General features: G+C 62.8%; 13 protein-coding genes and 1 riboswitch. Of the genes, 4 read left to right on the top strand and 9 right to left on the bottom strand.

What is annotated here, in order from left to right:
- Positions 1–49 precede the first annotated feature (49 nt).
- Complete coding sequence (locus GbCGDNIH6_RS03450) at positions 50–1,195, top strand: cobalt-precorrin-5B (C(1))-methyltransferase (RefSeq protein WP_072562847.1); 1,146 nt, start codon at positions 50–52, stop codon at positions 1,193–1,195.
- Positions 1,196–1,200: 5 nt separating this feature from the next.
- Here GbCGDNIH6_RS03450 and cobM read toward each other — a convergent pair whose 3' ends face one another.
- Genes cobM through cbiE form a run of 3 tightly spaced genes read right to left on the bottom strand, consistent with a single transcriptional unit; the run spans position 1,201 to position 3,593 of the window.
- On the bottom strand, positions 1,201–1,962 hold the full coding sequence (gene cobM / locus GbCGDNIH6_RS03445; RefSeq protein WP_072562846.1) for a precorrin-4 C(11)-methyltransferase: 762 nt from the start codon (positions 1,960–1,962) through the stop codon (positions 1,201–1,203).
- 22 nt (positions 1,963–1,984) lie between these two features.
- On the bottom strand, positions 1,985–2,368 hold the full coding sequence (locus GbCGDNIH6_RS03440; RefSeq protein WP_081369943.1) for a cobalamin biosynthesis protein: 384 nt from the start codon (positions 2,366–2,368) through the stop codon (positions 1,985–1,987).
- Positions 2,361–3,593, bottom strand: coding sequence for a precorrin-6y C5,15-methyltransferase (decarboxylating) subunit CbiE (cbiE, locus tag GbCGDNIH6_RS03435; RefSeq protein WP_232449946.1), 1,233 nt, complete (start codon positions 3,591–3,593; stop codon positions 2,361–2,363). The genes GbCGDNIH6_RS03440 and cbiE overlap by 8 nt, the downstream gene beginning before the upstream one ends.
- A gap of 14 nt (positions 3,594–3,607) precedes the next feature.
- Between cbiE and GbCGDNIH6_RS03430 the strand changes: the two genes are divergently transcribed.
- Positions 3,608–4,396, top strand: a complete 789-nt coding sequence (locus GbCGDNIH6_RS03430) for a cobalt-precorrin-6A reductase (RefSeq protein WP_072562844.1) — start codon at positions 3,608–3,610, stop codon at positions 4,394–4,396.
- Here GbCGDNIH6_RS03430 and cobJ read toward each other — a convergent pair.
- From cobJ to cobW, 6 genes are read right to left on the bottom strand one after another with little or no spacing between them, the layout of a single operon-like run.
- Positions 4,366–5,124: a precorrin-3B C(17)-methyltransferase gene (cobJ, locus tag GbCGDNIH6_RS03425; protein ID WP_072562843.1), complete on the bottom strand. Its 759-nt coding sequence runs from the start codon at positions 5,122–5,124 to the stop codon at positions 4,366–4,368. The two genes, GbCGDNIH6_RS03430 and cobJ, sit on opposite strands and share 31 nt — an antisense overlap.
- Before the next feature lie 10 nt (positions 5,125–5,134).
- On the bottom strand, positions 5,135–5,899 hold the full coding sequence (locus GbCGDNIH6_RS03420; protein ID WP_095413378.1) for a precorrin-2 C(20)-methyltransferase: 765 nt from the start codon (positions 5,897–5,899) through the stop codon (positions 5,135–5,137).
- Positions 5,896–6,543: a precorrin-8X methylmutase gene (locus GbCGDNIH6_RS03415; protein ID WP_072562842.1), complete on the bottom strand. Its 648-nt coding sequence runs from the start codon at positions 6,541–6,543 to the stop codon at positions 5,896–5,898. The genes GbCGDNIH6_RS03420 and GbCGDNIH6_RS03415 overlap by 4 nt, the downstream gene beginning before the upstream one ends.
- On the bottom strand, positions 6,540–7,721 hold the full coding sequence (locus GbCGDNIH6_RS03410) for a hypothetical protein (RefSeq protein ID WP_081369942.1): 1,182 nt from the start codon (positions 7,719–7,721) through the stop codon (positions 6,540–6,542). The genes GbCGDNIH6_RS03415 and GbCGDNIH6_RS03410 overlap by 4 nt, the downstream gene beginning before the upstream one ends.
- A complete protein-coding gene (cobN, locus tag GbCGDNIH6_RS03405; protein WP_072562840.1) occupies positions 7,721–11,110 on the bottom strand; it encodes a cobaltochelatase subunit CobN in 3,390 nt (1,129 codons plus the stop codon). The genes GbCGDNIH6_RS03410 and cobN overlap by 1 nt, the downstream gene beginning before the upstream one ends.
- Positions 11,110–12,174 carry a cobalamin biosynthesis protein CobW gene (cobW, locus tag GbCGDNIH6_RS03400; RefSeq protein WP_072562839.1) on the bottom strand — a complete coding sequence of 355 codons (1,065 nt, stop codon included), beginning with the start codon at positions 12,172–12,174 and terminating at the stop codon, positions 11,110–11,112. Before cobW ends, cobN begins: the two co-directional genes overlap by 1 nt.
- A 120-nt stretch (positions 12,175–12,294) precedes the next feature.
- Positions 12,295–12,569: riboswitch (cobalamin riboswitch) on the bottom strand.
- Between the two features lie 12 nt (positions 12,570–12,581).
- On the opposite strand from cobW, the gene cobU reads away from it, so the two are divergent.
- Together cobU and cobO are read left to right on the top strand one after the other, a co-directional pair.
- The gene (cobU, locus tag GbCGDNIH6_RS03395) at positions 12,582–13,154 is read left to right on the top strand and encodes a bifunctional adenosylcobinamide kinase/adenosylcobinamide-phosphate guanylyltransferase (RefSeq protein ID WP_095413377.1); all 573 of its coding nucleotides are present in this window, start codon (positions 12,582–12,584) and stop codon (positions 13,152–13,154) included.
- Positions 13,151–13,774, top strand: a complete 624-nt coding sequence (cobO, locus tag GbCGDNIH6_RS03390) for a cob(I)yrinic acid a,c-diamide adenosyltransferase (RefSeq protein WP_072562838.1) — start codon at positions 13,151–13,153, stop codon at positions 13,772–13,774. Before cobU ends, cobO begins: the two co-directional genes overlap by 4 nt.
- The last annotated feature ends 10 nt before the right edge of the window (positions 13,775–13,784 follow it).

Here is a 13,784-nt window from a genome sequence, read left to right as displayed (position 1 = left end):
GTCCTGCACAGCATGATCCTTTTTCATCGCGCCGACCTTCTGACACGTCATGGCGATGTGCAAGGCGCGGTTTCGCGTTACACTCGGTGCCGTGACCTCATCCCCTTCCCTCCGGCGCGGATGGACCACCGGCGCCTGCGCCACCGCGGCAGCCCGTGCGGCCTTCTCGGCGCTTCATACCGGGTATTTTCCCGATCCGGTGGAAATAGCCCTGCCCGGAGGAGCGAGGCCGCTTTTTGCGCTGGCTGATCACCGGATCATGACGGAAACCCCCGATGGCATCGCCGCCATGGCCGGGGTGATCAAGGATGCCGGAGACGATCCCGATGTCACGCATGGCGCCATGATCCGCGCCACCGTGCGCAGCCTGCCGGACAAGGTCGGGCTGGTGTTCCGCGCCGGAGCGGGCGTCGGCACCATCACCCGTCCCGGCCTGCCCCTGCCCCCCGGCGAACCCGCCATCAATCCGGTTCCCCGCCAGATGATTGCTCAGGCCATTACCGAGGAAGCCGCGAGGCTGGGATGCGCACCCTCCGCCAGTATCGAGATTTCCATTGACCACGGCAGTGAACTGGCAGAGCGCACGCTGAACGGGCGTCTTGGCATTGTGGGTGGCCTATCAGTGCTGGGAACGACCGGGATCGTGGTGCCATTTTCCTGCTCGGCCTGGATCGACAGCATCCATCGCGGCATCGACGTGGCCCGTGCCAGCGGTCTCCGTCATATTGCGGGCAGCACGGGCCATGCCTCGGAACAGGCGGTGAAAAAACTGCATGCCCTGCCCGATACCGCGCTGATCGAAATGGGAGATTTCGTCGGCGGCATGTTGAAATATCTCCGCCGCCATCCTCTGCCGCGCCTGTCCATTGCGGGAGGGATTGCGAAAATCACCAAGCTGGCACAGGGAAGACTCGATCTACACTCCCGGCGAGGACATGTGGATATGGAGGCGCTGGGCAATCTGGTCAGCACCATGGGTGGCAGTCCCGCACTCGCCTCACAGCTTGCCGCCGCGAACACCACGCCAGAAGCATTTGCCATCGCCGCCCATGAAGGCTTCCCGCTGGGCGATACGATGGCATGTCGCGCATGGGAAATCGCAGCCAGTCAGTTGCAAGGCACCGGGATCATGCTGGATGTGCTTATCTTCAGCCGTGACGGCCAGCTGATGGGCCGCCACGAACAGAAAAGCTGAGCCTGTTACGACTGTCCGCCACGGAAACGACGGCGATAATCGGTGTCATACAGCGCGCTGTTCTGAAAATCGCCTTCTCCCAGTGCCGGCCCGACCAAAATCAGGGCGGTACGTTCCTCCGCCCCCGCCTCCACCAGCGCCACGATGTCGGCGAGCGTGCCGCGATAAAGGGCTTCCTCCGGCCAGCTTGCCCGCGCCGCCACACAGACCGGACAGTCCGCGCCATAAAAAGGGAGTAACCGTGTGACCACATCCTGCAAAGCGTGCACGGCCAGATGGATCGCCAGCGTTGCTCCCGTCGCGGCAAAGGCTTCCAGCGTTTCGCGGGACGGCATGGCGGAGGCACGGCCAGAGACACGTGTCAGCACCACGCTCTGTGCTATACCCGGCAAAGTCAGCTCCCGCCCGATCACCGCCGATACAGCGGCAAAGGCAGGAACGCCCGGGGTGAAACTGGTGGGAATACCCATCTCTTCCAGTCGCCTGCGCTGCTCGGCCACCGCGCTGTAGATCGACAGATCGCCGGAATGCAGACGCGCAACATCCAGCCCACGTTCATGCGCGGAGCTGCAATACGCCATGATCCCCTCCAGATCGAGCGATGCCGTATCAATGATCTCCGCTCCGGGCGGGCAATGTTCCAGCAGAGCGGGAGGAATGATCGATCCGGCATAGAGACAGACCGGGCAGGCAGCGATCAGATCGCGCCCGCGCACTGTCATCAGATCAACCGCCCCCGGTCCTGCACCGATGAAATGAACCGTCATGTCATATCCTCTATTGCCGGCCCTATATTGCCGGTGCCGCCGCCAGCGCACAGGACACGCCATCAGCCGCGATACGCGGCAGGATCAATTGTGCCTGCGGTCCCGCTGCCGCCAGTGCAACCGCCTCAGCCACCGAGGACAGACCAGTTGCTCGCAACGCCGCCGGCGAGCGGGTCACGCAGCGATGCTGCACGGTCTGTAAAGCCGCCATTGTCATCACCTGTACCGGATAAGCAAGGTGCGTCAGCGCTTCCATCAACCCTTCCGCTCCGGTACGAAATTCGGGAATCGCCACGATACTGAAAGGGGCCGTCTGCGCCGCCTGATGCAACAGCGCGAACACCGCTTCTGCCACACAGAGCGGGCGGCAACCGATCCCTGCCACAATCAGCCTTCTTTCAGTCATGAAGCGGCTTCCGCCAGACCCATTGCGTCACCGTCATGGCGGGGCGGAACGCATGCAGGCGTCCCACCTCACCCACCGTCGCAACCGAAAGCCGTGTCAATCTGCCGCCATGGGTCTGATATATCCCGGCCAGCAAAGCCTCTGTCTCCAGCGTCACGGCATTGACCACCAGCCGCCCGCCGGGGCGCAGTTCTGCCTGACAGCGGCTGATCATGACTTCGGAACAACCTCCACCGATGAAAACCGCATCCGGTACGGGGAGGCCATCCAAAGCCTCCGGCGCACGCCCTTCGATCATGCTCAGGCGAGGCACGCCAAGCTGATGGGCATTCTGCCGCCCACGCTGCGCCCGCACCGTATCAGCCTCGATACCGATCGCCCGCATGGATGGATGATGTCGCAACCACTCGATCGCGATCGAGCCGGACCCGCATCCTATATCCCATAGCAATTCTCCCCGATGCGGAGACAATGCCGCCAGTGTCGCCGCACGCACATTCTGCTTGGTGATCTGCCCATCATGCGCGAAGCACGCATCCGGCAGGCCGGCACTCAATGGAAGAATATGCGCCGTCTGGTCTGCGACCACCTCAACCGCCAGCATGTTCAGCGGCATGATATCAGAGAAGCTGAAGGTCTGCGCTTCACTGTTACGAATACGCTCCGCCTCCCCCCCCAGCGCCTCCATCAGCCAGATTCTGCTGGAACCAAAGCCAAGCCGTGTCATCTCTCCGGCCACCAACCCCGGCGTCGAAGCATCTGCAGACAAAATCAGAATCCGCCCGTCCGGCTGAAGAAACGGATACAATGTCTCCAGAGGACGTCCGCATAGAGAGATTGTTTCCGTCTCCGCTTCTGCCCAGCCGAGCGCTGAGCGCGCCAGAGACAGGCAGGATGGCACAGGAATACAAAACCATTCCTCCCGCGCCAAAGCATCCGTCAACCATGGACCAATTCCGTAGGCAAACGGATCCCCCGAGGCCAGCACAGCCACTTTTCGTCCCCGTTTCTCCATCAAGGCAGGCAGGGAAGAGGATAGCGGGCTGGACCATGGAATGCCGGCTTCCCCGATCAGCGAAGCCGCCAATGTCAGATGACGGGTGCCGCCATAGACATAATCAGCCTCCACCAGCCATTGCCTGGCCCGTTGACTCAACCCCTCGACACCATTCTCACCGATGCCCAGTATGCCGAGCCATGCTGTCCTGCCTGCGGGCGCACTCACGGCGAATTCTCTTGATGCATATACCATCCGATCCGACACGCTGCCTGATACTGGGTGGCACCAGCGAAGCCTCCGCCCTCGCACGCCTGCTGGCAGGCGATGAGCGGTTTGCTCCACTGCTTTCCTTCGCCGGACGCACACGCTCCCCTGTTCTGCCACCGATCCCCTGCCGCACGGGAGGATTCGGGGGGGCCGGCGGACTGGCCGCGATGCTGGAACAGGAAGGAATGCATGCGCTGATCGACGCGACCCATCCTTTCGCCGCCCGCATCTCCGCCAATGCGGCTGAGGCAATCGCGATGCGGCCTTTGCCGTTTCTTGGCATCGTCAGACCGGCATGGCAGCCGGTTGCGGGCGATCGCTGGCATAGGGTGGACTCGCTTGAAGAAGCCGCCGCTGCGCTCGGCATGAGACCGCGCCGGATTTTTCTGACGATCGGTCGGCAGGAACTGGCTCCTTTCCGTGCCTGCCCATGGCATCACTACATCATTCGCAGCGTCGATGCGCCGGAGCCGCATCAGCTGCCGCCACAGGCCACGGTTCTGACGGCCCGCGGCCCGTTTGCAACGGATGATGAAATTGCCCTGCTGCACGCTCATCGGATTGACGGCATCGTGACCAAAAACGCCGGTGGCAGCGCAACAGAAGCAAAACTCGCTGCATGTCGCGCGCTCGGTCTGCCCGTCTGGATGGTGCGCAGGCCGGTGATTGCATCCCCATCCAATACCGTCACCACGGCGCAGGAAGCCATGCACTGGCTGGAGATGCTGCATCATGAACGCGTGACCGAGCGTGGGGCATAAACCCAGTACTCATCAGCAGATTTCGCAATCAGGCGCGTTGCCTCCGTGCAGATCAGCACAAGAGTTCGCATATCGGCCAACGCCGCTTTTGCTTCCCGCAAGGGACGCACGAGCAGTTTTTCATCGGGACGCGTGACGGCACGGGCGAAAATCACCGGAACCTCCCCTGGTAATAACGCCCGCAGCAGATCGAATGCTTCATCCAGTTGCCATGGACGCGCGGCAGAAACCGGGTTGTAGAGAGCCATGGCAAACCCTGCCTCTGCCGCCGCACGCAGACGATGCAGCAGCAGATCCCACGGCTTCAGATTATCCGACAACGACAGGACGCAGAAATCATGCCCCAGCGGCGCACCGGCCCGCGCCGCCGCTGCGAGGCAGGCGGAAATGCCAGGCACGACTTCGATATCCAGGCCGGCCCAGGCCGGATCGCCACTTTCCACCACCTCGAACACCGCGCTGGCCATACCAAATACGCCTGCATCACCGCCCGAAACCACCGCCACACATCTTCCCGCCTGTGCCATGCTCAGCGCATGACGAGCTCGGACCAGTTCTTCCCGGTTATCGCTGGGATGAAGGCTCAGGCCCGGCCTTGCCGGCACACGTGACACATAAGGATGATAACCAACGACATCCGTCGCCAGTTCCAGCCATCGCATGGCATCGGGCGTCAACAGCCCGTCACTGCCCGGCCCCAACCCGATAATCCTGATCCAGCCCGCCATCGACGTTTTCCTAACGCGGTCCCTGCCGGCCCGGCACCAGAACGATGGAAAAATACGGAGCCTCTTCCTGCTTCAGAGCGTGGAGCGCACAAATCCGCTCTCCTTCCATCGTGCCGCGCTCGACATAGACGGCACGTCCAGACAAGGCCGCCCGTTCCAGCGCCATGCGGATTTTCGGCAGGTTACGACCTACTTTCATGATCACCGCAGCATCGCAACTGCGCAGCCTTGCCGTAAGCGTTTCCATATCCAGCGTGCCGGGCAGCACGGAAAGCACGTCATCACCGTGCAGCATCGGCACGCCTGCCTGCGTCCAGCAACCGCTCATTCCCGTCACGCCGGGAATCACCCGTGTGGGATACGCGCCACCCAACCGGTCAAACAGATACATGGAAGAACCATAGAAAAACGGATCGCCCTCGCAGAGCAGCGCAACATCCCGCCCGGCATCGAGAGCACTGGCAACACGCCGGGCAGCCTCATCATAGAATTGCGTGATCCCCTCCGCATAACGTGGATCACGCAGTGCGATCTCGGTCGTGTAGGGGTAGTCAAGCCGTATTTCCTCGATAGCAGCATGCAGATGCGGCCCGGCAATGCTTCGTGCATGGCCGTTGCGTCCGCGTTTTGCGAAAAAGGCAATCGCATCCACGCATCCCAGCAACCGGGCCGCCTTGAGCGTAATCAATTCCGGATCGCCCGGCCCCATCCCAACGGTGTAGAGTGTACCGACATGCCCGGTTACCATTCCGGTCGCATCATGGGGCGGGATCATTCGATTTCGCTCGCCAGCGCATTGAGCGCGGCTGCCGTCATAGCGCTGCCTCCGCGCCGCCCATGGACCGTCACAAAAGGAATCTTCTCTCCGGAGGGGGAACGATACGCTGCCAATGCCTGCTTGGATTCTACGGCGCCCACAAAACCCACCGGAATACCGATGATCGCCGCAGGCTTCGGCGCCCCTGCATCCAGCAATTCCAGTAATCGGAACAAAGCGGTCGGCGCATTCCCGATGGCGACGACCGCCCCACCCATCTTCTCAATCCACAAATCCAGCGCCGCAGCCGAACGTGTATTGCCGATCCGCCGCGCCAGTTCAGGAATACCCGGTGCATCAAGCAGGCAAAGCACCTTATTCTCCGCTGGTAAGCGCGAGCGGGTCACACCCTGCTCCACCATCTTGGCATCGCACAGGATAGGCGCTCCACCCCGCAAGGCCTGACGGGCGATCGGGACAAGATCGCCGCCAAACACGACATCCTTCGCAACATCGACCATGCCGCTGGCATGAATCATCCTCACCACGATTTGCGCCTGATCCTGCGTAAAGCCGGACAGATCGGCCTCGGCGCGAATGGTGGCGAAAGACTGCGCATAGATCGCAGCGCCCTCTTTCTCGTAATAATAGCGGGACGTCATGGCTCGGCCTTCGTCTGTAACGTGCCCAACACCTGCCGCAAGCTCAGCCCCCGCGCAACCGGCTTATCCAGAGGACCGCCATCCAGAATGAGATCATAGCCCTGCATGGTTCCAACCAGCGTGATGCTACGCGGCCCCCGCCCCGCACAGCCTTTGGCACAACCGGAGACATGGATATCCGCCCGGCCGAGCGCATCGAACAGACGCAGCGCATCCTCCTGCGTGCGCGCTACCGTAGCTGCGCAGGATGGGGCGCCCGGACAGGCCAGCAGGGTACGCCGCTGATCCCCGGCCGAGACAATCACGCCTAAAACGGACTCGGTGGCCCGCTCCAAAGCCTCCATGCGCGTGATTCCAGCCAGCAGCAGGCAGCGGAATGGGGAAAGGTAAAGCAGCCCATCCCCCTCCTCGGCAGCTATAGCGGCGATCCGTTCCAGCGTCTCCGCATCCATCTGCCCGAACAAGGGCTGGAGTGACAGCACGTCATTTTCTTGATCGTATCCCGCCCCCCTTGGGGCGGGTGGCGCAAGTGGCGCGATTGTGAGCTCCGTCATTCCAGCGCGACGCAGTATTTCCACCGAATCGTGTCCGGCCAGTGCCGTGCGCATACGGCCAGAAGTCTGCGTCATCAACCATGAGGTCAGGGCTGCGATCCGCTCCGGCACGGCATCGGCCAACACCAGCGCGGCCATGCTGCCACCATCCAGCGCCACCATGACGGCATCATCCTGCCATGTCAGACGTATATCGGCCGGCATGGCTGCAATCGGATACGCAGCCGGCACCTCATCCAGACAAAGCCCATATTTGGGGGGCAACCGGGGAGCCAGCGGCAGCAGCGCGACCTCTATCGCATCCGCCAGATGGCGCACTGCCTCCCCACAGAGCGGAGGCACTGTGACGATCCGCGCAGCCTCCCTCAGCGGATCGGCAGAGGCCAGGCCGGCTTCCACCATGGCATCGGCAAAAGGCTTCACCGTCTCCGGCGTGAAGCCACGCAGTTGCACATTCCCCCGCGAGGTCAATTGAATGATGCCACTCCCCCAAAGCCGGGCAGCCTGCGCCAGAGCATGCGCCGCTGCTACATCCAGACGCGCATGCGGCACCCGGACCCGGAGCAACAGGCCATCCCCCGATTCCATCGGTCGATAAAGAGAGGGGCACCAGCCGCGCCGCATCACGTCTCCAGAGCCTCCGTGCTGTCAGCAGCCAGACTGTTGCGACGGGGACGCCAAAGATCACGCCGGATGGCTTCCGCAAAGCGTGCTTTCATGGCCGCATGGGCCGATTCATTGGCCTGAGCCATGAAGGCATCGACTTCACTGTCCTCGATAATAGCGGAATACAGTGCCTCGAACTGCGCATCCAGCCGCTGCGGCAGCATGGCGGCAAAGGCGAACAGTCCTTCCACACCCCTGGCAATTTCCGCGGCGCCGCGAAAACCGTGCTGCATCATACCGCGCAGCCATACCGGATTGGCGGCACGGCCCCGGACGACGCGCGCCAGTTCCTCACTCAGCAACCGCATACGCGGGGTGCCCGCGGTAGACAGATCAGCATGATATAAGGTCGGAGCAGCCCCCAGCATGGCAGAAGCCGCTGCGAAGCCGCCCTCATGCGCCGCGACCTCGGTGGTATCCAGCAAATCGGTTTCGGCATTGTCCTGCTGGTGCAGGAATATATCGGCTTCCGCCACACGGGCGGCGAGACCATCCCGATCCTGCCCCGCCGCATGCTGGCCATAGGCATAGGAAGAGGCATCGAGATAGGCCGCGCCGAGTTCATCCCGGCTCTGCCATACACCCCGATCGGTCAGAGCCGTCGCTCCCGCGCCATAGCTGCCCGGCGGGGCCCCATAGATACGGACCGGACGCGCCTCCCCGCTTTCCGCCAGAGGATTCCAGCCCTCCGGCTCCTCCAGCGCCACCACCAGACCGACCGCCATGTCGAACAACGTCATCTGATCGGCGAAAACATCCCGGAACAAGCCGGAGACACGCAGCGTCACATCCACACGCGGACGGTCCAGCACGGCCAGCGGTACGGTCTCCACGCCTGATACTCGTGCCGAGCCTTCATGCCAGACCGGGCGCACCCCCATCAGCACCAGACCGAGCGCCAGATCTTCCCCCCCCGTGCGCATCGTGGCGCTTCCCCAGAGATCCAGCACCAGAGTACGTGGAGACAGCCCATGATCCCGCATATGGCGTTCCAGCAAAGCAGCCGCATTCCGCTCCGCCAGCACCCAGGCGGAGCGCGTGGGAACAGCCCGCGGATCAATCGCCGTCAGATTGCGCCCCGTGGGCAGCACATCGGCGCGTCCCCGGCTCGGTGCTCCGGCCGGACCGGGAGGGATGAAGCGCCCGTCCAGCGCCGCCAGCAGGGCATGCCGCTCTGCTCCGGCGCAGGCATCCAGCCGCACGGCAATACCGTCCTTATCCTGCCCGCCCGCCGCATCTGTAATAGAGGTGAGCAGAGCAGCACGACGCGCTTCATCCGGTGCCCGCCCGAATACATGCAGCCCGTCGCGAATCTGTATGTCCTTTACATCGCACAGAAAAGCATCGAGGCGTGCCAGTGCGGTATCTTCATCCTCCCCAGCGCTGACACCGCTTTCGGCAAGCAGCCCTGCCGCAGCGGCCCGATCCAGAATTTCCCTCTTCAGCAGCGCCGTACGGGCACGATCCAGACCATCAGCCGCCGCATATTCATCGAGCAATCGTTCGAGCATGCGTGCGTCTCCATGCAGCCCGGCCCGGCCTAACGGTGGCGTCAGATGACCGATCAGCACCGCGCCCAGCCGCCGTTTCGCCGCCGCTGCCTCCCCCGGATTATTGACGATGAACGGGTAGATCACCGGCAGGCCACGCAGCAATGCGGCCGGATAGCATGCCTCCGACAGCGCCACAGCCTTGCCCGGCAGCCATTCCAGCGTGCCATGCGCGCCCAGATGGATCATCGCATGCACATCCATTCGGCCGCGCAGCCACAGATAGAAGGCGGCATAGGCATGGCGCGGCGGTAAATCAGGATCGTGGTAACCGGCCTTACGATCCAGCCGCTCCCCGCGATCCGGCTGCACCGCCATCATGATATGGCCGCACTGCACGACCCGAAGATGGAAACACCCGTTTACGACGGAGGGATCATCCTCCGCGGCGCCCCATGCCTCTTCCATACGAAGGCGGGTCACCTCCGGCAACGTCATGAACAGAGACTGATATTCTGACAGGCTCATGATCGGATCAGGCGGCGCCAGACAGAGCATTCTTGCCAGCATAACCTCGTCGGGCAGTGTTTCTCCCGTCCGATATCCGGCCTTCTTCAGGTCATCGAGCATGGCCCGCAAGCTGGCAATGCTGTCGAGACCGACCGCATGCGCCGACTGCCCCTCCGCCCCCGGATAATCGGACAGCACCACCGCGATGCGTCGATCCTGCCGCCCCGTCTGCGCCAAACGCGCCCAGCCCAGTGCCCGGTCCGCCGCCATGGCGATACCGGCCTCGTAAGGCATATGCGCCGCCAGAGCAGCGCCATCCAGAGCCTCGCCATCCTCTGTCACGGTCAGGCTGGTATCCTGCTTGAACGATACCACGCCGCCCAGCAATCGGCCATCATATTCCGGCAGCACGACCTGCATCGCCAGATCGGACTGGCTCAACCCCCGTGTCGATTCCTGCCAGGCCGGACAGGTGGACGCGGACAGGACCAGCTGAATCACCGGCGCATCGGCTGCATCCAGTGGCGATGTCCCGTCCTCCCCGATCCGGGCTGAGAAACCAGTTGCATTCAGCACGACATGCGGACGCCACAGGCGCAGATGCTCCGCCGCGGAACGGGCGCAAGCAGGATTTTTCAGGCTGTCGATGAACACCGCGCTGACGCTGAAGCCTCGTGCGTGCAGGGCTTCCGTCATGGCTTCGACCGGGGCCATGTCTCCCGCCAGCCAGTAGGAGCGGTAGAACACCAGAACCGCCCTCAGCCCATCGGCCGCATGATCCCGGTCCTCCCGCCAGATGCCGAAGGACGGTACCTGCCGGACCGGCCATGCCTCATCAACTCCCTTGCCTGACAGCGACGTCATTACGCGCAGGGCAAAGCCGAGATTCTCTGGACCACCATGCCGACAATACATATCCAGACGGGTCCAGACCTCTTCCCGCACGGTGCCGAGAGCAAGCCATGCGGCTTTCGCCTCCCGGTCCGGCGGCCTGCCATCACCCGGAATGACTGCAAACGGAATCGCGCGGTTCCGGCACAGCGCAGCCAGTTCCTCCAACCCGTAACGCCAGTATTCTGCCCCGCCCAGCAGACGCAGCAGCACGGCACCCGACCCGGCCACGGTCTGCTCCAGATAGAGATCAACCGACATCGGATGACGCAGCCGGGCCAGATTGGCGAGGCGTAGCGTTATCCCCTCCACAGAGACATCCGCCCATCCGGTCCGGGCCGCGCCAAGATCGCTGTCGGAGAAGGACAGAAACACCACATCGCCCGGACTCTGGCCCAGCTCCTGCGCCTGATCCGCCTGCTCCAGTGACCGCGTTTCCCGGACCAGCAGATGCATCAGGCAGGCACCGGAGCGCCCAGACCGCTGTTGATCAGCGATGCCTCGATAGCAGCACGGTCCAGACCATTACGACCGATGATGACAAGCTGCCCCTGCCGCACCTCACCTGGCTTCCACAGACGATCGAAAGACTGGCGGAACCGTGTGCCAACCCCCTGCACCACGCCGCGCATGGGCCTGCCCTGCACCGGGACGAACCCTTTCATACGCAGAATGTCATGCGCCTCCGCCAACGGACGCAGCAGGGCGGCCACACGATCCAGATCGTCCTGTTCTTTCAAAGGAACGACGAAGCTTTCGAAATCATCGTGTTCATGCTCGCCATCCACGCTGTCATGATGCGATGGCCGTGCAGAAAGATCGTTCTCCGCCGCGGCATGCAGACCCAGCAGCACGGCGGGGTCCACCTGTCCTTCTCTGGTGGCGATCACCTTGACCGCACGCGGCAGATGCCGTTCCACCTCTTCCCGCACTGAAACGAGCGTCGCATCATCCAATTGGTCGGCTTTGTTCAGCAGCACGAGATCGGCCGCAGAAAGCTGATCCTCAAACACCTCGGCCAGCGGATTGTCATGGTCAAGATTCGGGTCCTCCGCACGCTGCCGCGCCACTTCCTCCGGATCATCGGCGAAGCGACCTGACGCCACGGCAGGGGCGTCCAGCACCGTCACCACGCCATCCACCGTTACCCGGCCTTTCACACCCGGCCAGTTGAACGCTTTCAGCAGAGGCTTCGGCAGAGCAAGGCCGGAGGTCTCGATCAGGATATGCTCAGGTGGCTGGGCGCGGCCCAGCAACGCCTCAATGGTTGGCAGGAAATCATCGGCGACCGTGCAGCACAGACAGCCGTTGGCCAGTTCGACGATATTATCCTCGGTGCAGCCCTCGATGCCGCAGCTTTTCAGCAGATCGCCATCAATTCCAAGAGAACCGAACTCATTGACGATGATGGCAATACGACGACCGCGCGCAGCACTCAGCACATGCCGCACCAAAGTCGTTTTGCCCGCGCCGAGAAATCCGGTCACGATGGTCGCGGGAACGGGAGAGGTAATGGCCATGACTATTCTTTCTCGCACAGAATACGGTCGTCCAGAGACCGGTCAGGGTGCGCGAACAGATAATCGCCTCCAGACCACTGGCCTGAAGCGGAAAGACGATCCCGGCGCACCCCGCGCGGTTTCGCGATCCGGACGATGGCAGGTCTCCTGGCTTACGGATCAGACGTATTCCACCTGCCTTCCCAATCCCGTATCCGGGATCAGTGGCGATACGGTGCTCCGGGTTTATTCTCCGGAGCAGACCGGGCAAAACACTCTCCGCCTACAGTTGCGGGGGCAGCCGCGACATCGCACAACCAACGGACGGGCCGGAGCATGTGCTGGATCGCGTTCCCTTTTCATTTTCCGGCACGGAGATCGGTCCGCACGGAAAAACCATCGTGCAGGGATTTAGGAGCCGCCGCCTGATGAAGTCAAACATGATCATGCCGAATGCGGCGGCAACAACGCGCTGGCCGCATGCGACCCTGATCATCGGCGGCGCACGATCCGGGAAAAGCCGCCATGCCGAGGCGCTGATCACCTCTCTGCCTTCCCCATGGCGCTATATCGCCACCGCGCAGGCCTTCGATGCGGAGATGCGGACGCGGATTGCCGCACATCGCGCCGCACGGCTCGCTGGCTGGGAAACCGTCGAGGCTCCGCTGGATATCGCCACAGCCCTGATCGAGCATCCGGCACGCCCTGTGCTGGTGGACTGCCTGACCCTGTGGCTGAGCAACCTCATTCTGGGCGAACATGATCTGCCAGCCGCTATGGAAGCATTTGAAAACGCGCTGACACACCGCAACGCCTGCACCATTCTGGTTGCCAATGAGGTCGGGCTGGGCATAGTCCCTGACAATGCGCTGGCACGCCGCTTTCGCGATGAGGCCGGATTGCTGAACCAGAGGATCGCGGCAGGCGCGGATCGCGTGCTGCTGATCGCGGCAGGGTGCGCCCTGCCGCTCAAACAGCCTGATGGGGGAAGCCTGCGATGACGGAAACACCGGGAACCGGGACGGAAGAAGAACGCCGCCACCGGGACAAGATGGCCCATCGCAAGGCGGTGCAGGATGCCGAGGTTGCCTCCAAGACACAGGAAAAAGGGCTGCTGATCGTCCATACAGGGCCGGGCAAGGGCAAATCGACCGCCGCCTTCGGTCTGATGCTGCGCAGCCTGGGCCGAGGCAAACGATGTGCTGTGGTGCAGTTTATCAAGGGGGCCTGGTCAACCGGAGAGCGCGACGCCCTGACCGCGTTCGGAGACCGCATCGAATGGCACACGATGGGCGAGGGCTTTACGTGGGAAACGCAGGACAAGGCGCGCGATATCGCCGCCTGCCGCCGGGCCTGGGATCAGGCACTCAGCCTGTTGCAACGCTCCGACATCGACCTGCTGGTTCTGGATGAGCTGAATATCGCCCTGCGCTACGACTATCTCACGCTGGAAGAAGTGTTGCAGGGGCTTTCCACCCGCCCTCACATGCAGCATGTCGTCATGACCGGGCGCAATGCGAAACCTGGTCTGATCGAGGCCGCCGACCTTGTCACCGAAATGACCGCCGTGAAGCATCATTTCTCCGCCGGGGTAAAGGCGCAGGAAGGAATCGAGTTCTGAGCCGTGCCCT

Source organism: Granulibacter bethesdensis (genome assembly GCF_001889525.1).
In the GTDB taxonomy this organism is placed as follows: Bacteria; Pseudomonadota; Alphaproteobacteria; order Acetobacterales; family Acetobacteraceae; genus Granulibacter; species Granulibacter bethesdensis_C.
Note: the sequence above shows the minus strand (reverse complement) of the source record. Positions and strands in the feature narration are given on the sequence as shown.

Excerpts from the sequence above, each read along its gene's own strand:
- GbCGDNIH6_RS03450 (WP_072562847.1), top strand. The coding sequence starts at position 50 with ATGGCGATGTGCAAGGCGCGGTTTCGCGTTACACTCGGTGCCGTGACC.
- cobM (WP_072562846.1), bottom strand. The coding sequence starts at position 1,962 with ATGACGGTTCATTTCATCGGTGCAGGACCGGGGGCGGTTGATCTGATG.
- GbCGDNIH6_RS03440 (WP_081369943.1), bottom strand. The coding sequence starts at position 2,368 with ATGACTGAAAGAAGGCTGATTGTGGCAGGGATCGGTTGCCGCCCGCTC.
- GbCGDNIH6_RS03430 (WP_072562844.1), top strand. The coding sequence starts at position 3,608 with ATGCATATACCATCCGATCCGACACGCTGCCTGATACTGGGTGGCACC.
- cobJ (WP_072562843.1), bottom strand. The coding sequence starts at position 5,124 with ATGGCGGGCTGGATCAGGATTATCGGGTTGGGGCCGGGCAGTGACGGG.
- GbCGDNIH6_RS03420 (WP_095413378.1), bottom strand. The coding sequence starts at position 5,899 with ATGATCCCGCCCCATGATGCGACCGGAATGGTAACCGGGCATGTCGGT.
- GbCGDNIH6_RS03415 (WP_072562842.1), bottom strand. The coding sequence starts at position 6,543 with ATGACGTCCCGCTATTATTACGAGAAAGAGGGCGCTGCGATCTATGCG.
- GbCGDNIH6_RS03410 (WP_081369942.1), bottom strand. The coding sequence starts at position 7,721 with ATGCGGCGCGGCTGGTGCCCCTCTCTTTATCGACCGATGGAATCGGGG.
- cobN (WP_072562840.1), bottom strand. The coding sequence starts at position 11,110 with ATGCATCTGCTGGTCCGGGAAACGCGGTCACTGGAGCAGGCGGATCAG.
- cobW (WP_072562839.1), bottom strand. The coding sequence starts at position 12,174 with ATGGCCATTACCTCTCCCGTTCCCGCGACCATCGTGACCGGATTTCTC.
- cobU (WP_095413377.1), top strand. The coding sequence starts at position 12,582 with ATGAAGTCAAACATGATCATGCCGAATGCGGCGGCAACAACGCGCTGG.
- cobO (WP_072562838.1), top strand. The coding sequence starts at position 13,151 with ATGACGGAAACACCGGGAACCGGGACGGAAGAAGAACGCCGCCACCGG.